This is a genomic window from Deinococcus gobiensis I-0 (assembly GCF_000252445.1).
GTDB classification, from domain to species: Bacteria; Deinococcota; Deinococci; order Deinococcales; family Deinococcaceae; genus Deinococcus; species Deinococcus gobiensis.
Genome location: NC_017790.1, coordinates 3,050,999 through 3,067,406, shown reverse-complemented (window position 1 = coordinate 3,067,406; position 16,408 = coordinate 3,050,999). Strand labels below are relative to the sequence as shown.

Below are 16,408 nucleotides of genomic sequence, written 5' to 3'. Positions count from 1 at the left end.
TCACCACGTCCCGGCGCCGGGGTGGGCGCGGGCCACCGCCTGCATCTCGGTCAGCAGCGGGGCGAGGTGCGCGGTGTGGACCTCGCGGCCCTCACCTGCACCGGGCAGCGGAGGCACGTCGAGGTCGCAGCGGTCCCTCAGGTGTCCACCGACCAGCGCTTCCCAGCGGTCCCGCACCGCGTCGGGGTCGGGCAGCAGACCGGCGGCGACCAGGTCGGCCTCGTCCGGCAGGAGCGCGAACAGCTGCGCGGCGTGGGGCCACAGCGTGTCCAGGGCGGTCTGCGCGCGCCGGGCGCTCTCGGGGGTGCCCCGGCCCAGGCGCTCGGCCCACAGGGCGCTGTGTTGCAGATGGAATTTCTCCTCGCGCAGCGCCTTGGCGGCGACCCCGGCCAGCGGGGCGTAGCGGCTGGCCTGCGCGGCGTCGAGCCACAGGGCCTCGGCGGCGTCGTACAGGAACTGCCGGAGCATGGTCAGGGCCCAGTCGCCGCGCGGCAGCTCGACCAGCCGCGCGCAGCGGTACTCGCCCGCGTCCCGGAAGAAGGCGAGGCGGTCGGGGTCGCTGCCGTCCAGCTCGCGGCGCAGCTCCAGGTACAGCGAGGCGTGCCCCAGCTCGTCCTGCGCGATGTTCGCCAGCGCGATGTCCTCTTCCAGGATGGGCGCGTGCCCGGTCCACTCGCCGTCCCGCTGCGCGAGCACGATCTCGTCGTCGGCCAGCGCCTGAAAACGGGCGATCAGGCCCCGGCGCTGCGCGGGCGAGAGGTCGGCGGCATTCAGGGTTTCGGAAAGGGTGGCGGTCATGGGGTCTCCTCGGCTTGGGCGGGCTTGCCCGACTGCTTGAACGCCGAGACGTGCCGGCCAATCACGCCGTAGAACTGCTGCTGCTTGTAGGTCTTGTCCCGCGCCGGGGCGAACCAGCTCTCGACCGTCTCGGGGCTGGCGTCGCTCTTGACGGCCGCCGCCTCGGCGAAGACCTGCCACGCCAGCGCGTCCGGGTGCAGCGCCCGCGCCTGCCCCAGCGCGTCGCCAGGGCCGCTCGCCTCGACCGCGCCCACGAGGTCCACGAAGGTCATGCTGCGCTTGGCCGTCGCCTTGATGCCCACCTGGTAGCGGCCCGCCTCGCCGGGGGTCGCCAGCAGCTCCGGGTGCGTGGCGAGGGCCTCGGGGGTCGCGGTGAGCAGGTCGTCCTCGCGCACCGCCCACAGGCTCACGGCTGCCGGCCGCCGCACGAAGACGTTGCGCGCCGTGAGCAGGGCGTGTTCGGGGTCGCCGGCATGGACGCTGCCCACCGCCTGGAGGGGACGAGCGGCCGTGTCCTGCTTGAAGATCTCCCAGCGGGGCCACTGTGTTTCCTGAAGCTGTGTTTCCTGAAGCTGTGTTTCCTGAAGCTGGGCTTCGGGGGTCGGGGCACCAGCCGTCATCAGTCGGCGGCCTGCGCGGGGCGGCGCTCGCGGTCGGCGTAGGCCTGCATGGCCTCGCGCACCCACGCGCCGTCGTCGTGGGCGGCCTGCCGGGCGCCCAGGCGGGTCTCGCCCAGGCCCCGCTCGCCCTTGATGACGGCCCAGAACTCCGTCCAGTCGATGGGCCCGTGGCGCCAGTGGCCGTCCTCGCCCCGGAAGAGATCGGGGTCGGGGATGGTCAGGCCCGCTTCGAGCAGCTCGGGCACGTGCTCGTCGAGGTATTCCTGGCGCACCGCGTCGTTGCTCTTGAGCTTCACGCCCCATCTGGCCAGCACGCCGCTGTTGGGGCTGTCGGCGTCGTGCGGCCCCAGCATCATCAGCGAGGGCCACCACCAGCGGTTCAGGGCTTCCTGGGCCATCGCGCGCTGCTCGGGGGTGCCCTGGGCGTACAGCACGATCATTTCCTTGCCCTGCTTGTGGTGGAAGGTCTCCTCCGAGCAGATGCGCACCATCGCCCGCGAGTACGGCCCGTACGAGCAGCCCGCCAGCATGGTCTGGTTCTTGATGGCCGCGCCGTCCACCAGCCAGCCGATCATGCCCACGTCGGCCCAGCTGTGGGTCGGGTAGTTGAAGATCGAGCTGTACTTGGCCCGGCGCGAGAGCAGCGCCGCGAGCATGTCCTCGCGGGTCGCGCCCAGCGTCTCGGCGGCGTGGTAGAGGTACTGACCGTGCCCGGCCTCGTCCTGCACCTTCGCCATCAGGATCGTCTTGCGCTTGAGGCTCGGCGCGCGGGAGATCCACTCGCCCTCGGGCAGCATGCCCACCACCTCGCTGTGCGCGTGCTGCGAGATCATGCGGATGAGCTGGTGGCGGTACTCGGCCGGCATCCAGTCGCCGGGCTCGATCTTCTCGCCCCGCGCGATACGGGCCTCGAAGGCCGCGTGCTGCTCGGCCGTTTCGCCGTCACTGGGTTGGGCTGGTCGGGTGGTCTGGGTCACGGAAAGACACCTCCTGAATTGTTGCTGATCCCAGTATACCTAACGACCGTTAGGCGAGGTGTGATCCCGGTAGGGAAGGCTTCAGGCGGCCCTGAACCGCGTCCCGCCGCGCCGGCCCCCACGCCGGCGAAAGTTAGACTCGCCGGGATGTCCGCCGCGTGGCCCGGTTCCTCTCCCACCCTCCTGTCGCGCTTCGGGGCGTGGGCGCTGCGCCGCCGGGGCTGGACGCCGCTGCTGGCCGCGCCCACGCCGCCGCGCTTCGTGGCCGCCGTCGCGCCGCACACCGACAACGCCGACTTCTGGATCGGGCTGCTCTGGAAGTGGGCGACCCGCTCGCCCGCCCACTTCATTGCCAAGAGGGAGATTTTCGTGTTCCCGGTGGGCCTGTTCATGCGCGCGGTGGGCGGGCTGCCCATCGACCGCCGCCGGGTGGGGGGCAACTTCGTGGACGCGGTGGTCGCCCTGATTGAGCGCGAACCCGAGATCATGCTCACGGTGGCCCCCGAGGGCACGCGCAGGCGCACCGAGTTCTGGAAGACCGGCTTCTATTACATGGCCCTGGAGGCGCAGGTGCCCATCGGCATCACGGTGCTCGACTGGGGTCGGCGGCAGGTGGGCGTGGTGGGCTACGTCACCCCGACCGGCGACCTGGAGGCCGACTTCGCGGTGATCCGCCGGTTGCTGGAGGGCGTACGGGGCCATACCCCGGCCAACGCGGGGCCGGTGCGCCCACGTCCGGCGGCGCAGGGGGGACCGGGGCGGGGCTGAGGGGGGGCCTGTGTCACGGCAGACCGGCGAGGGCCGGGGGGTGTCCTGCACGGGCTGCGAAAGGTTCCCGGTCCGTGCGGAGTCGGGGACGGTGTGGCCCTCCCGGATCGCCCACAGGTCGGCCACCGCGCCCCGGGAGCGGCTGTGCCGTGGTGTCCAGGCCCGACGGTCCTGGGCGGAGTCTAGTTCCCAAGGCGCAGTCGTGCGTCCAGGCCTTTCCTGGATGCCCTTTCCCGGATGCCGCGCCGCTGTCCCTAACCGTCTTCCGGTTCGGGGCCACTGCCCTTCAGGCCCCGGATTTCCTCGATGAAGCGCTCCAGGCTGTCGAAATCGCGGTACACGCTCGCGAAGCGGATGTAGGCCACGTCGTCCAGCGGGCGCAGGAAGGTCATGGCGCGGCGGCCGATTTCGGTGCTGGGAATTTCGGCGGCCTGCACGTCGTCCTCGAAGCCGTAGGCGAAGGCCCGCAGCAGCGCCGGATCGACCGGCCGCTTCTCGGTCGCCAGGCTCAGGCCGCGCAGCAGCTTGTCGGGATTGAAGGCCTCACGCGGGCCGCTGCGCTTGACCACCATCAGCGGTTCGAGCTGCGCGCGCTCGTAGGTCGTGAAGCGCCGCGCGCAGGTCAGGCACTCGCGCCGCCGCCGGATGCTGGCCCCCTCGTCGCTGGGGCGCGAGTTGACCACCTTCGAGTCGGGGGCGGAGCAGTAGGGACACCTCATGCGGGGGCGCTCACAGCAGGTACGCCTCGGGCACGCGCACCTTGGGCGCGGGGGCCAGCGGAATGTCCATGAGGTTGCCGCGCAGGTGCCGCAGCCGGGGCGAGGCCAGCGTGACCACCGCGTCGGCCAGGGGCCGGTCGAGGATCTCGTCGCCACTGCTCGCGCGCGAGGGCGACACCAGATTGATGCGCAGGTCGACCCCCGCGCCGTTCTCGACCAGGCCCCGGATCGCGCCGCGCTGCGGGTAGACCTGCAGGCCCGTCTCGTCGAGGTGCGGCCCGATGACCGTCAGCCAGGTGTCGGGCAGGCGGCGGGCGAGGATCTGGGCGATGGCGACCGTGCTCTTGACGTTGCAGTTGAATAGATTCATCCACTCGCCCTCGCTGAGCATGTTGAAGACCGTGTTCGTGCGTTTGTCGGCCAGATGCACGATGCCGTGCAGCGCCCCGAAGATCTCCAGCACGCGGTTTTGCGCACTGAGCCAGTCGAGGGGCACCGACACGTCGGCCTTGATGGGAATGGCCGCGCCGCCCGCGAGTTCGATGCCGCTCGCGGCGGCGGCCAGCGTCTCGGAGTTGTCCCCGATGAGGACCACGCCCGCACCCTCGCGGGCCAGCGCGGCACTCACCAGGCGGCCGTAGCCCTGGTCGGCCCCCGTGACCGCGATGATCTGACCGTCCAGCACCCCGGCCCGGGCAGGGGAGGCGTCGGAAGAAGAAACGCGGCGCGTCATGGCCCCAGCATAGCCGAGCGGCGCGCGGGCGATCCCATCACGACCGCGCGGCCTAGAAGTCGGGTTCGCCGTCGGGCTCGGGCAGGGTCGCCACCACCGCGCCGTTCTCGCCCACCCGCCGCCGCTTGCGCAGCATGGCCGGCTCCTTGTCGAGATTGAACACGAAATGCCGGGGCCGGCGCTCGCGCAGCCACGTCTCCAGGGCCACCAGGCGCGGCCGGAACCGGATGAACTCGCGCAGCTGCCGCACCGGCACGAAGCGGGCCTCCTGCACGTCGCGGTCGGGGTCGCGCGGCTGGAGCTGCCCGCCGACCTCGCGCCCCGTGTAGAAGAACTGGAGGTGATGCCCCCAGGTCTGCGCCTGGAACTCGACGATGAAGGCCAGGTCGCGCAGTTCCACGACCAGTCCGGTCTCCTCGAAGGTCTCGCGCCGCGCGCCGTCCTGCACGAGTTCGCCCGCCTCCAGCCCGCCCTTGGGCAGCGACCAGCGTCCGCGCTCGCGCACGAGCAGGATCTCGTCGCCGCGCAGCACGATGCAGCCCACGCCGATGCGCGGGTCGGCCAGAGGGCGCTTCTGGCCGCGCTTCTGGGGGGCGGCCGGAACCGGCACGGCGGTCGTGTTGGTCACCTGTCCGGGGCGCAGGGTGGCTGGCCGGGCCGCCGCGCCGCCCTGCGTCCCGTTCGGGCCGCCGCGCCGCCGCCTGCGTCTGCGCTGCCCCGCGCCCTGCGTTCCGCTGCTCTGATCTTCCGCCATTACACGCCCTCCGGCGCAAGATCGTTGAACCGCACATGCGCGCTGTGAAACTGCAGCTTGACCGTGCCGACCGGGCCGTTGCGCTGCTTGCCGATGATGATCTCCGCGATGCCCTGCTGGTCGGTTTCCTTGTTGTAGTACTCGTCGCGGTAGATGAACATCACGATGTCGGCGTCCTGCTCGATGGCCCCCGACTCGCGCAGGTCCGAGAGCATCGGCCGGTGGTTGGGCCGCTGCTCGACCGCGCGCGAGAGCTGCGACAGCACGATGACCGGCACCTCCAGCTCACGCGCCAGGCCCTTGAGGCCGCGCGAGATGGTGCTGATCTCCTGCTGGCGGTTGTCCGAGCCGCCCGAACTCTTGCCCCCAGACATGAGCTGGAGGTAGTCGATGACCACCAGCCCGAGCTGTCCGTGCTGCGCGGCGATGCGCCGCAGCTTGCTGCGCAGGCTGTTCAGGGTCAGGTCCGGTTCGTCGTCGATGACCATCGGGGCCTCGGCCAGCCGCCCGGCCGCGTGGGCCAGCCGCTCGAAGTCGCGCTCGCCGAGCTGCCCGCTGCGGATGCGGTTCATGTCCACCCGCGCCTCGCTGCACAGCATGCGCAGGGCGAGCTGCACGCTCGGCATTTCCAGGCTGAACACCGCGACCGTCTTCTCGCCGCGCAGGGCGACGTTCTGGGCGATGGAGAGCGCGAAGGCCGTCTTGCCCATCGAGGGACGGGCCGCCAGCACGTTCAGGCTGCCCTTCTGGAGGCCCGAAATCTGCTCGTCGAGGTCGCGGAAGCCGCTGCTCACGCCGTCGGGGATGCCCTTGTTGGCGTGCAGCAGGGTGATGTACTCGAAGGTGTTGTGGACGACCTCGCTCATTTCCTGGAAGGCTTCGCCCTTCTTCTTCTGCTCGGCGACCTCGAAGATCATCTTCTCGGCCTTGTCGAGCAGGTCCTCGAGCGGCAGCGCCGCGTCGTAGGCGAGCTGCATGGCCCGGCCCGACGCCCCGATGAGCTGCCGGAGCGTGTGCTTTTCCTGCACGATGCGCGCGTAGTGCTCGGCGTAGGCGGCGGTGGGCACCTGCTCGGACAGCCCGATCAGGTAGGTCAGCCCGCCCACCTCGTCGAGCAGGCCCTTGACCCGCAGGTCCTCGCTGAGGGTCACGAGGTCCACCGGTTCGCCGCGTTCCTGCAGGGTGCGCATGGCGGCGAAGATCTTGCGGTGGCCTTCGCGGTAGAACATCTCGGGGCCGACGGTGTCGCCCAGGCTGGTCAGGGTGTCGTTGTCGAGCAGCACGCTGCCCAGCACGCTGACCTCGGCCTCGGTGCTGTGCGGGGGGACGCGGGGGGTGAGTTCCAAGGTGGGCCTCGTTTTCCGGCCACAGGACCGGCCCGGGCGCGGCGACGGCAAGACGCCGTGCGCCTGCGCGGGGCGCGGGGGCTGGAGGAGTGGAATTGGGGTGGAGGCGAAACCTCTGCCTTCCATCCGGCCCGGTCCCTGGCCTGCGGGCCGGGTCCGGACTGAACTGTCCCGCAGCATAGCACCCCGGCGCGCCCGGTCATCTGGTGAACTCTGACAGGTGTCTGGCTGTACAGGGGAGGAGGCATAAAAGACCGTGCTGATCGGTCAAACCGTCGGATGGATGTCTGGGGTGGGCCCCCCACTTGAAGGTCGCTGCGGCCCCGGAAACGTAAGAGACCTGTGAGGACACGCTTCGTAACCTGTGGTCAAGCAGGGACGGGAGACACCCGGAACTGTCAATGCCCTAACAGGCGAGGCGATCCATCCATCCTTTATCCGCCGCGCCGAACCCAGGAGAACACCATGAAGAACAACACCCAAGGCTTCACCCTGATCGAGCTGCTGATCGTCATCGCCATCATCGGGATCCTGGCGGCCGTGCTGATCCCCAACCTGCTGGGTGCCCAGAAGCGTGCCTATGATACGGGCGCGCAAGCCTGCGCCAAGAGCATCCAGACCGCTGAAGCGACCTACCAAATTGACAAGCAGGCTTACTTCCCCCTGACCAAGGCCTCTGGTACGACCGCGACTTCTGCGACTGCTATTACCGGCACTGATACTAATGGCGTCGCTGTCAGCACCACCTACGATGCGATGGGTCTCTCCGCGAGCTGCATGAATACCAACATGGTGATTACCCCCACCATGACCGCTGCGACCGCTGCGGGTGTGGCTGGCAACTACAGCATTGACGTGAAGGACACGCGTGGCAACAAGACCTTCACCGCTACCCCTAACGCACTGTCGGGCAGCTAAGTCACAACTTTAGGCAGAAGGACAGCAGCTAAGTCTGCTGTCCTTCTGCTCGTATTATCAATGAATTGTATGAAATTCAATCTTGCTGGCTTTACACTGATCGAGCTTCTTGTCGTCATCGCCATTATCGGCGTACTCGCACTAATAATGATCCCCGGTCTTCTGGCGTCCCAAAGGCGTTCCTACGACACGGGGGCACGGATGTGTGCAAAGAGCCTTCAGACGGCGGAAGCGATTTCGCAGGTAGACCACAAGACCTACCTGGCCACCGCCAGTGACGCCGCCTTGTTGGATAGTCTGATGGCCAATCTCGACAGCGCCTGTAGGAATCGGAACATCTTTTATCGTGACCGCTCGACCGCGAGTACGCTGAATTTCACCTATGTCTTCGACATCTGGGACCGGCGAGGGGCGACCATGATTACGGCCACACCATCGAATGTAGAAAACAACGCCCCGGGAGCCACAGCCTTCTCGGTAACGGGTGCTGGGGGGATTAACTTCCCATGAGCCGTAGATCTGGCAGATCGCCATTGCTCACGTCTCCTTCACTTCTCCTGTTCGCCCTGTTTGCGCTACCCCTGGTGATCAACCCGACGGTAGCGCCGTCGTTTGACGTGATTTACCTTCAACCGAAGTTGTGGTGGGTCTATGGGGTGGTCCTGCCCGCTGCGCTGCTGATGGTGTGGCAGGCGTGGGGGGCCGGGGCGCTGAGGTGGACGGCGCCCGCCTGGGGACTGCTGGCGCTGGCTGTGTGGCTGCTGTGCTCGGCAGCAATTCAACCGGCAGTCCTGACATGGTTGGGTGCGTCGGACCGGGCGGACGGAGTGCTCATGCACCTGTTGTACGTGCTGGTTGCCTTCGCAGGGCTGGGTTGGATGCAGGCCACGCCGGCTGGAGGCGCGACGCTCACGCTGGCCCGCGCCGCACTGGTGGGAGGAGCCGCACTCGCACTTCCTAACGTCTTGCAGCAACTCACCTTGCTGGGCGTCATTGGAGAAGGGGCCTTTCAGGGAGTAGTCGCCACAGCGTTTGGGGGCACGCTGGGCCATCGGGGGTACATGGGCGGGGTATTGGCGCTGCTGCTCCCGCTACTGGTTGGGGTACAGCCGCACCTGCGGGGCCAGGAGCGTGCCTGGGGCTGGGTGGCGCTGCTGCTCGTAGCGTGGGGTCTGGCGGGTTCTTGGTCGCGTGGGCCGTGGCTGGCAGGTGGCGTGGGTCTCTTGTGGCTGCTGCTATGGAATCGGCGCTGGTTGACGTGGCCGACAGGCACGGCTCTGGTTCTGGGGATACTGCTGTGCGTCGGCGCAGCACAGCTTCCGCGGTCGGTGGCGCGGAGCTTCGGTGGGACAAGCGGTCAGAACATTACGGACAGCAGTGGAAGGGGTGTCCTGTGGCATTCAGCATTGATCGGTATCGCTCAGAAGCCCCTAACAGGCTGGGGTCCGCCCGCTTTGTGGCGTGTCATGGCCACCCGGCCCGCCGATGCCCTGCTCGCTGAGAGTCATCTGGGGGACGTGCGAAGTGCGCGCCGGCTGCCTCAAGTGTCGGAAGGACCGCCCCGTTTTATTCTGGGGCGTCCGGATGGGAAGCGGGAAAGCTTCGAGATTGGTGTGAATAAAGTCCACAACGAGTATATGGACTACGCCCTGACCTATGGCTTGCCGGTGGCCCTGGCCTTTATCGGTTTGCTGAGCTGGGCCATCTGGTTAAGCCGCTTAATCGCACCGGGCCTCTCTGCCGCTCTGGTAGCCTACTCCATCTACCTCTTCACCTGGCCCGAGGTCATTCGTTTTGCGCCTATTGCGTGGTTCTTCATGGGGGTCGCGCTGGCAGCGGGGGCATCCACCCGCAGGGCAGCCGCTAAAGTTCAGCCATGCCCCTCTCCGCCCTCAAAGAATGGGATACCCAGTCCCGGCTCCTCGCAGGAGGCCACCTCTCTCTCCTGATCCGCAAGGGCGGCATCATGGAAACGCACGACGGCTTCGAGGTCGAGCACCGCCGCTTCCTGCTCTACCCGACCTTCCTGCACCAGAACCCGCAGGAACTGAAGGGCGAATACCAGCCCCTGCTGCGCGACGACCCTGCCCCCGGCCAGATCCACTTTCCGGCCCTGGCCGAGGTCGTCGCCGTGCATAAGGTCGAGTCGCTGGAGGGGGCGCTGGCGCTGGAGCCATTGCAGGCGCTGACCGCCGGGGCCATCGAGCGCCGCTTCCACTACCGCAACCGCCCCTGGGTGCACGCGCTGCTGCTGCGGGTGCGCCCGCTGACCGCGCCGCTGGTGCTGGACGAGACCCCCGGCATGCTCGGCTGCGTGAGCTGGGTGCCGCTGGGCGAGGTTGAAGTCGAAGCGGGCGACCCGGCCGTGTCCGAGACCGAGCTCGCCGTGCGGCAGGCCGAGCTGGAGCGTCTGCTGGGCTGACCAGGGGTCGTCCCGCATGGCCGGGCGATGCGCCACTCGGCGGATGCGGGAGTACGGAGCGCGCTCTAGCCTGGGAGGATGGCGCCTTCTTCTCCTTCCTCCTCTTCGGCCGCGCCGCCACGTTCCGGCCCCCCGACCGGGTCGCTGAATGTGTTGCGGCAGTATCTCGGGCCGCTCAAGTGGGCGGTCGCCGGGCTGGCCGCGCTGCTGCTGGGGGCCACGGGCCTGAACCTCGTGCTGCCGCAGATCATGAAGCGCTTCATCGACAGCGCGCGGCTCGGGGCGGGGGCCGACATGGGCCTGCTGCTGCGGCTCGCGGGGCTGTACATCGCGCTGGCGGTGGGGGTACAGCTCCTGAACGCCGGGGCGACCTACGTGGGGGCGCGGGTGGGCTGGACGGCCACCAACCGCCTGCGCGGCGACCTCATGGCCCATCTGCTCTCGCTGGACATGCGCGAGCACAAGGAACGTACCCCCGGCGAGATGATCGAGCGCATCGACGGCGACGTGACGGCCCTGAGCAACTTCTTCTCGCAATTCGCGGTGCGGGTCTTCGGGGCGGCGCTGTTGCTCACGGGCGCGGTCGTCATGTTCTATGTCACCGACGTGCGGGTCGGCCTGGCGATCACCGTCTTCGTGGGCGTGACCCTGTTCCTCATGAACCGCGTCCGCAAGCGGGGGGTCGAGCCGACCCGCCTGGAACGCGAGTCGAGTGCCCGCCTGTTCGGCTACGTCGAGGAACGCCTCGCGGGCCTGGAGGACGTGCGCGCCCTGGGGGCCGGCGAGCACCACCTGCGCGGCTTCCTGCGCGTGCAGCGCGACTTCTTTTCTCGCAGCGTGCTGTCGTGGGCGCGGCGCAACGTGGTCTGGCAGCTCAGCATGGTGCTGTTCGCGGTGGGCTACGTGGGCATCCTGAGTGCGGCGGTCGGGCTGTACGCGGCGGGGGCCATCACGCTGGGCACGGCCTTCCTGCTCTACCAGTACATGAGCATGGTCGAGGAACCCATCGACCAGCTCACGCAGCAGCTTCAGGACCTCCAGAAGGCGGGGGCCAGCCTGGGCCGCATCGGCGAGCTGCTGGCGCTGCGTACCGGCATCCCGGAAGGCGAACGGACCCTGCCCCCCGGCCCGCTGGAGGTGCGCTTCGAGGGGGTGGAGTTCAGCTACGCGCCCGAGGACCCGCAGTCGCGCGGCGTACTGCGCGACGTGAACTTCACGTTGGAAGCCGGGCAGACCCTGGGCCTGCTGGGCCGCACCGGCAGCGGCAAGACCACCCTGACCCGGCTGGTCTCGCGTCTCTACGACCCCACGGGCGGCCATGTGCGCCTGGGTGGACTGGACACCCGCGACGTGCGGCTGCACGACCTGCGCTCGCGGGTGGCGGTCGTGACCCAGGACGTGCAGCTGTTCCAGGCGAGCGTGCGCGACAACCTCAGCTTTTTCGACGCGGCCGTGCCCGACCACCGGGTCGAGGAGGCGCTGCGCGAGGTGGGCCTGGGCAGCTGGCTGGACACCCTGGCGCAGGGCGTGCGGACCCCGCTGCCCACCGGCAGCCTCAGCGCGGGGCAGGCTCAGCTGCTGGCCTTCGCGCGGGTCATGCTGCGTGACCCGGCGGTGGTCATCCTCGACGAGCCGAGCAGCCGGCTGGACCCCGCCACCGAGGCGCAGCTCACGCGCGCCATGACCCGGCTGCTCTCGGGGCGTACGGCCATCGTCATCGCGCACCGGCTGGATACCGTGGCCCGCGCGGACCGGATTCTGGTGCTGGGCGGCGGCGAGGTCATCGAGAACGGCGAGCGCGCCGACCTGGAACGCGATCCGCGCAGCCACTACGCGGCGCTGCTGCGGGCCGGACAGGGAGCCGAACGCGGCCTGCACGGCGCGGAGACCGGCGCGGCGGCGGTGCTGGCATGACCGGCGCGCCTACAGGAGACCCCATGACCACCCCCCCCTCCCCCCCCGCCCAGACGACCGATCCGGGGCGCACCTTCGCGCTCTCGCGGCGGCTGTTCGTCTACCAGCCGGGCCTGTTCGCCTTCAATCTCGTCATGTGGTCGGCGGTCCATGCCTCGCCCGCGCTCCTCACGCTGGCGATCAGCGGCGTGTTCCGTCACCTGGAGGAAGCCGACAAGCTGCGGCTGGCGGGTAGTGCAGGCCAGGGCGTGGACGCCGTGATCCTGGCGGCGTGGGCCTCGGTGGGCTGGTTCGCCTTCGTGCGGGTCAGCCGCTTCGGGATCTTCTACGGGGCCTTCCGCGCCTGGATCGAGCTGTGGTACACCCTCGACGCGCTCGTGCGGCGCAACCTGATGTCGTACCTGCTGCGCGCGCGCGGCTCGCGGCGCCTGCCCGACACGCCCGCCGAGGCGGTGAGCCGCTTCCGCGACGATGTGGACGACGTGGCCGGCTACACCGAGGTCTGGGTGGACGGCGCAGGCATGCTGCTGTACACCGCCATCGCCGTCGGGCTGATGGCCTCGGTGGACCCCCTGATCACCCTGCTGGTCTGCGCGCCGCTGCTGCTGATGGTGCTGTTCGTGCAGCGGCTCTCGCCGGTCATCCGCAGCTACCGCCGCCGCATGCGCGAGGCGACCGCCCGCGTGACCGACTTCATCGGCGAGACCTTCGGGGCCGTGAGCGCCGTCAAGCTCGCCGCCCGCGAGGACGGCATGGTGGCGCACCTGCGCGCGCTCGGCGACGTGCGCCAGAAGGCCGCGCTGCGCGACGTGCTCCTCACCGAACTGATCCGGGGCGTGAACACCAACATGGTGAACATCGCCGTGGGGGTCGTGCTCCTGATGGGCGCCTCGCGCATCCGGGGCGGCGCGATGGACGTGGCCGATTTCGTGCTGTTCATCGGCCTGCTGCCGCGCCTGACCGGCACGATGGGCTTTTTCGGCGACGCCATCGCCCGCCACCGCCGCACCGGGGTGAGCTACGAGCGCATGCACCGCCTGCTTCAGGACGCCCCCGACACCCAGCCGGTCGAGCACCACCCTCTGTACCTGCACGCCGAGCTGCCGCCCGCCCCCGCGCGCCCGGTGGCCGAGCCGCTGCGCGAGCTGCGGGTCGAGGGCCTGGGCGCCCACCACCCCGGCGGCGCGGGCATCGCGGACGTGAGCTTCGCGCTGCGGCGCGGCGAGTTCGTGGTCGTGACGGGGCGCATCGGCAGCGGCAAGACCACGCTCGTGCGCGCCCTGCTGGGCCTGATGCCGCAGGACGCGGGCCGCACCTTCTGGAACGGCGAGGCGGTGGAGGACCCCGCGACCTTCTTCGTGCCGCCGCGCAGCGCGTATACGGCGCAGCTGCCCAACCTCTTTTCCGATCCGCTGCGCGAGAACGTCCTGAGCGGCGCCGACGCCGCCGAGCTGGACCGCGCGGTGCGGCTCGCGCAGCTCGGTCCCGATCTCGCGCAGTTGGGGGCGGGTCTGGACACCGAGGTCGGCGCGCGCGGCGTCAAGCTCTCGGGCGGGCAGGTGCAGCGCGCCGCCGTCGCCCGGATGCTCGCGCAGGGGGCCGACCTGCTGGTCTTCGACGACGTGAGCAGCGCCCTGGACGCCCGCACCGAGGCCGCGCTGTGGGACAGCCTCTTTACCGAGCTGGACGCGACCTGCCTGGTCGTCTCGCACCGCCGCGCCGCCCTGACCCGCGCCGACCGGATTCTGGTCATGGCCGGTGGGCGCCTGGTCGACGAGGGGACCCTGAGCGACCTGCTGGCCCGCAGCCCCGAGATGCGCGCGCTGTGGGACGGCGAGGCGGAGGACGGGAACACGGCCGGCGCGGCGCCGCGCGAGGTCGGCTCCGGCAAATGAGGCGGCGGCGGCCCGGCCCGCCGCCTAAAGTGCTGGGGTGTCCCTGACCGCGCCCGCCTCACCCAGCTCGTGCACTACCACCGCAGCTACGCGGCGCAGGCTGGGCGGGGCTTTCCTTCGACCTTTCCGGCAGCGGGCAAGATCGCCCTGATCGCCGCCCACGTCCTGCTGCTGGTGCTGCCGGTCTTCGCGGCCGTCCTGATCCCGAACCTGCTCTCGGCGCGGCAGACGGCCACGCAGGCGGGTGAGCAGGCGGCGGCGCGCAGGCTCTACCTGCAGGTCGTGACGGATCAGGTGGACGGCCGGCTTTCGGCCACCTGCCCGCAGGTCACGCTGCCCGAGGGGGTCGAGGTGACCCGGTGCGCCGTGGACATCGGCGACCCCGAGGAGCCGGTCCTGAACGTCACCTTCGGCAGCGGTCACCGGCTGCGGCTGCCCTGAGCCCCGGCACTCTGGCGCATTCCTGACGCTCTGCCCGCACGCGGGCGTGCCACACTGGCCCCAGATGCCGGATTTCGACGTGATCGTGATGGGCGCGGGCCACAACGCCCTGGTGACGGCCGCCTACGCCGCCAAGGCGGGCCTGAAGGTGGGTGTGTTCGAGCGCCGGCACATGGTGGGCGGCGCGGTGAGCACCGAGGAACTCGTGCCCGGCTACCAGTTCGACTACGGCGGCAGCGCCCACATCCTGATCCGCCTGACCCCGGTCGTGCGCGAGCTGGAGCTGACGCGCCACGGCCTGCACTACCTCGAAGTGGACCCCATGTTCCACGCCTCGGACGGCGAGACGCCGTGGTTCATCCACCGCGACGCCGACCGCACCGCCCGCGAGCTGGAGGCGATCTTTCCCGGTCAGGGCGAGGCCTACCGCCGCTTTCTGGACGACTGGACGCCGTTCGCGCGCTCGGTGGCCGACCTGTTCAACTCGGCGCCGGGGCCGCTGGACATGGGCAAGATGGTCATGTCCAGCGGCCGGGGCCGCGACTGGATGGAGCAGCTCCCGCGCATCCTGCGGCCCTACGGCGACGTGGCCAAGGAATACTTCTCCGAGGAGCGGGTGCGCGCGCCCCTGGTCTGGATGGCGGCCCAGAGCGGTCCCCCGCCGAGCGACCCCCTCAGCGCGCCTTTCCTGCTGTGGCATCCGCTGTACCACGAGGGCGGCGTCGCGCGGCCCAAGGGCGGCTCGGGCGGCCTGACCAAGGCCCTGAAGCGCGCCATCGAGGCCGACGGCGGCCAGGTGTTCGTCAATGCGCCCGTCAAGGACATTCTGGTCAAGGACGGCAAGGCCCAGGGTGTCCGGCTGGAGGGCGGCGAGGTGTACACCGCCCGCGCGGTGGTGTCGGGCGCGCACGTCCTGACGACCGCCGGGGCGCTGCCCGACGAGTATGTCCCCGCTTCGGCGCGGCAGGTGCGGGTGGGCAACGGCTTCGGCATGGTGCTGCGCCTCGCCCTGGACGGGCAGGTGCAGTACCGCCAGCACACCGAGCCCGACTCGCGCACCGGGCTGGGCCTGCTCATCAAGAGCGAGCAGCAACTGATGAAGGGCTACGGCGAGTATCTGGCCGGGCAGCCGACCTCCGACCCGCCCTTGATCGCCATGAGCTTCTCGGCGGTGGACGATTCGCTGGCCCCCCCCGGCAGCGACGTGCTGTGGCTGTGGGCGCAGTACTACCCCTACGAACTCGCGTCGGGCACGTGGGAGACCCGGGTGAACGAAGCCCGCGACAACATCCTGAACGCCTTCGAGCACTACGCGCCCGGCACCCGCGACCGCATCGTCGGGGAACTCGTCCAGACGCCGCAGTGGCTGGAGACCAACCTGGGCCTGCACCGGGGCAACGTGATGCACCTGGAGATGAGCTTCGACCAGATGTTCAGTTTCCGGCCCTGGATGAAGGCGAGCGGCTACCGCTGGCCGGGGGTGGGGGGGCTGTACCTGACCGGCGCGAGTACGCATCCTGGGGGCGGCATCATGGGGGCCTCGGGGCGCAACGCCGCGAGTGTCCTGGTGCGTGACCTGACCCGGAGGCGTTGGAGATGAACGGACTGAAGATCATCAGGAAGGTGGGTGCGGGCGTCGTGGTCTGCCGGCCCGGAGAACTCGGCGCGCAGGAGGTGCTGCTGGTGCGGCGGCGCAGCGACGGCCTGTGGGACGTGCCCGGCGGCGGCCGCGCGTGGTGGGAGTGGAACGCCCTGGCCGCCCGGCGTGAGCTGCGTCAGGGCACCGGCCTGCGGGTGGGCCGCCTGGGCCGTCTGGGGGTCTGGGGCGGGCCGCTGCAACGCCAGCTATCCCCCGACGGCGAGACGGTGGACTGGACCAGACACGTCTTCGTGGCGGCCTATCAGGGCGGCCAGCCGGTCGCCCGCGAGGACGCCGCCGAGGTCGCGTGGTGGCCGCTCGACGCCCTGCCTGCCGAGGTCTCGCCCGCCACCGCCGGGTATTTCCGGGCGCTGCGGGCGCGCGGGCAGCCGACATGACCCTGCCGCCCCTGGCGCTGCGCGTGGGCCTCGCCTTCGCGGCGCTGGGGGTGGCCTTCGCCGGGG

17 protein-coding genes are annotated in these 16,408 nt (G+C 70.0%); 10 read left to right on the top strand and 7 right to left on the bottom strand.

All coding sequences use genetic code 11. The features are described 5' to 3' along the window. Genes paaC through paaA form a run of 3 tightly spaced genes read right to left on the bottom strand, consistent with a single transcriptional unit; the run spans position 1 to position 2,395 of the window. Complete coding sequence (gene paaC, locus DGO_RS14700; protein WP_014686298.1) at positions 1 to 798, bottom strand: 1,2-phenylacetyl-CoA epoxidase subunit PaaC; 798 nt, start codon at positions 796 to 798, stop codon at positions 1 to 3. Continuing rightward, positions 795 to 1,418: a phenylacetic acid degradation protein gene (locus DGO_RS14695; RefSeq protein WP_083847314.1), complete on the bottom strand. Its 624-nt coding sequence runs from the start codon at positions 1,416 to 1,418 to the stop codon at positions 795 to 797. Before DGO_RS14695 ends, paaC begins: the two co-directional genes overlap by 4 nt. Beyond that, positions 1,418 to 2,395, bottom strand: a complete 978-nt coding sequence (paaA, locus tag DGO_RS14690) for a 1,2-phenylacetyl-CoA epoxidase subunit PaaA (protein ID WP_043802702.1) — start codon at positions 2,393 to 2,395, stop codon at positions 1,418 to 1,420. Before paaA ends, DGO_RS14695 begins: the two co-directional genes overlap by 1 nt. A 147-nt stretch (positions 2,396 to 2,542) precedes the next feature. Here paaA and DGO_RS14685 point away from each other — a divergent pair, with 147 nt between their 5' ends. Then, positions 2,543 to 3,163, top strand: coding sequence for a 1-acyl-sn-glycerol-3-phosphate acyltransferase (locus DGO_RS14685; RefSeq protein WP_014686295.1), 621 nt, complete (start codon positions 2,543 to 2,545; stop codon positions 3,161 to 3,163). Positions 3,164 to 3,417: 254 nt separating this feature from the next. Here the strand turns inward: DGO_RS14685 and nrdR are convergent, their stop codons facing one another. Genes nrdR through dnaB form a run of 4 tightly spaced genes read right to left on the bottom strand, consistent with a single transcriptional unit; the run spans position 3,418 to position 6,715 of the window. Next, positions 3,418 to 3,882, bottom strand: coding sequence for a transcriptional regulator NrdR (nrdR, locus tag DGO_RS14680; protein WP_014686294.1), 465 nt, complete (start codon positions 3,880 to 3,882; stop codon positions 3,418 to 3,420). A gap of 10 nt (positions 3,883 to 3,892) precedes the next feature. After that, complete coding sequence (locus DGO_RS14675) at positions 3,893 to 4,615, bottom strand: SDR family NAD(P)-dependent oxidoreductase (RefSeq protein ID WP_043802698.1); 723 nt, start codon at positions 4,613 to 4,615, stop codon at positions 3,893 to 3,895. Between the two features lie 52 nt (positions 4,616 to 4,667). Beyond that, positions 4,668 to 5,369 (bottom strand): NUDIX hydrolase, encoded by a 702-nt coding sequence (locus DGO_RS14670; protein WP_014686292.1) that lies wholly within the window; start codon positions 5,367 to 5,369, stop codon positions 4,668 to 4,670. Continuing rightward, positions 5,369 to 6,715 (bottom strand): replicative DNA helicase, encoded by a 1,347-nt coding sequence (gene dnaB, locus DGO_RS14665; RefSeq protein ID WP_014686291.1) that lies wholly within the window; start codon positions 6,713 to 6,715, stop codon positions 5,369 to 5,371. The genes DGO_RS14670 and dnaB overlap by 1 nt, the downstream gene beginning before the upstream one ends. 465 nt (positions 6,716 to 7,180) lie before the next feature. Here dnaB and DGO_RS14660 point away from each other — a divergent pair, with 465 nt between their 5' ends. From DGO_RS14660 to DGO_RS14620, 9 genes are all read left to right on the top strand, one after another. Next, complete coding sequence (locus DGO_RS14660; protein ID WP_014686290.1) at positions 7,181 to 7,633, top strand: type IV pilin protein; 453 nt, start codon at positions 7,181 to 7,183, stop codon at positions 7,631 to 7,633. A 69-nt stretch (positions 7,634 to 7,702) separates the two neighbouring features. Continuing rightward, positions 7,703 to 8,143, top strand: coding sequence for a type IV pilin protein (locus DGO_RS14655; RefSeq protein WP_050920836.1), 441 nt, complete (start codon positions 7,703 to 7,705; stop codon positions 8,141 to 8,143). Next, positions 8,140 to 9,582 (top strand): O-antigen ligase family protein, encoded by a 1,443-nt coding sequence (locus DGO_RS14650; protein ID WP_083847313.1) that lies wholly within the window; start codon positions 8,140 to 8,142, stop codon positions 9,580 to 9,582. Before DGO_RS14655 ends, DGO_RS14650 begins: the two co-directional genes overlap by 4 nt. After that, positions 9,510 to 10,055, top strand: coding sequence for a DUF1802 family protein (locus DGO_RS14645; protein ID WP_014686289.1), 546 nt, complete (start codon positions 9,510 to 9,512; stop codon positions 10,053 to 10,055). The genes DGO_RS14650 and DGO_RS14645 overlap by 73 nt, the downstream gene beginning before the upstream one ends. Before the next feature lie 78 nt (positions 10,056 to 10,133). Then, the gene (locus DGO_RS14640; protein WP_050920835.1) at positions 10,134 to 11,969 is read left to right on the top strand and encodes an ABC transporter ATP-binding protein; all 1,836 of its coding nucleotides are present in this window, start codon (positions 10,134 to 10,136) and stop codon (positions 11,967 to 11,969) included. Positions 11,970 to 11,992: 23 nt separating this feature from the next. After that, positions 11,993 to 13,864, top strand: a complete 1,872-nt coding sequence (locus tag DGO_RS14635; RefSeq protein WP_014686287.1) for an ABC transporter ATP-binding protein — start codon at positions 11,993 to 11,995, stop codon at positions 13,862 to 13,864. Positions 13,865 to 13,933: 69 nt separating this feature from the next. Continuing rightward, the gene (locus tag DGO_RS14630) at positions 13,934 to 14,305 is read left to right on the top strand and encodes a hypothetical protein (protein WP_014686286.1); all 372 of its coding nucleotides are present in this window, start codon (positions 13,934 to 13,936) and stop codon (positions 14,303 to 14,305) included. Positions 14,306 to 14,369: 64 nt separating this feature from the next. Then, positions 14,370 to 15,905, top strand: coding sequence for a phytoene desaturase family protein (locus DGO_RS14625; RefSeq protein WP_014686285.1), 1,536 nt, complete (start codon positions 14,370 to 14,372; stop codon positions 15,903 to 15,905). Next, positions 15,902 to 16,342 (top strand): NUDIX domain-containing protein, encoded by a 441-nt coding sequence (locus tag DGO_RS14620; RefSeq protein WP_043802683.1) that lies wholly within the window; start codon positions 15,902 to 15,904, stop codon positions 16,340 to 16,342. Before DGO_RS14625 ends, DGO_RS14620 begins: the two co-directional genes overlap by 4 nt. Positions 16,343 to 16,408: the final 66 nt, after the last annotated feature.

Bases quoted from the DNA above. Each gene is read 5' to 3' on its own strand.
- DGO_RS14620 (WP_043802683.1), top strand. From the start codon at position 15,902: ATGAACGGACTGAAGATCATCAGGAAGGTGGGTGCGGGCGTCGTGGTC.
- DGO_RS14635 (WP_014686287.1), top strand. From the start codon at position 11,993: ATGACCACCCCCCCCTCCCCCCCCGCCCAGACGACCGATCCGGGGCGC.
- DGO_RS14655 (WP_050920836.1), top strand. From the start codon at position 7,703: ATGAAATTCAATCTTGCTGGCTTTACACTGATCGAGCTTCTTGTCGTC.
- DGO_RS14675 (WP_043802698.1), bottom strand. From the start codon at position 4,615: ATGACGCGCCGCGTTTCTTCTTCCGACGCCTCCCCTGCCCGGGCCGGG.
- DGO_RS14625 (WP_014686285.1), top strand. From the start codon at position 14,370: ATGCCGGATTTCGACGTGATCGTGATGGGCGCGGGCCACAACGCCCTG.
- paaC (WP_014686298.1), bottom strand. From the start codon at position 798: ATGACCGCCACCCTTTCCGAAACCCTGAATGCCGCCGACCTCTCGCCC.
- DGO_RS14670 (WP_014686292.1), bottom strand. From the start codon at position 5,369: ATGGCGGAAGATCAGAGCAGCGGAACGCAGGGCGCGGGGCAGCGCAGA.
- DGO_RS14685 (WP_014686295.1), top strand. From the start codon at position 2,543: ATGTCCGCCGCGTGGCCCGGTTCCTCTCCCACCCTCCTGTCGCGCTTC.
- nrdR (WP_014686294.1), bottom strand. From the start codon at position 3,882: ATGAGGTGTCCCTACTGCTCCGCCCCCGACTCGAAGGTGGTCAACTCG.
- DGO_RS14695 (WP_083847314.1), bottom strand. From the start codon at position 1,418: ATGACGGCTGGTGCCCCGACCCCCGAAGCCCAGCTTCAGGAAACACAG.
- DGO_RS14660 (WP_014686290.1), top strand. From the start codon at position 7,181: ATGAAGAACAACACCCAAGGCTTCACCCTGATCGAGCTGCTGATCGTC.
- DGO_RS14650 (WP_083847313.1), top strand. From the start codon at position 8,140: ATGAGCCGTAGATCTGGCAGATCGCCATTGCTCACGTCTCCTTCACTT.
- DGO_RS14640 (WP_050920835.1), top strand. From the start codon at position 10,134: ATGGCGCCTTCTTCTCCTTCCTCCTCTTCGGCCGCGCCGCCACGTTCC.
- DGO_RS14645 (WP_014686289.1), top strand. From the start codon at position 9,510: ATGCCCCTCTCCGCCCTCAAAGAATGGGATACCCAGTCCCGGCTCCTC.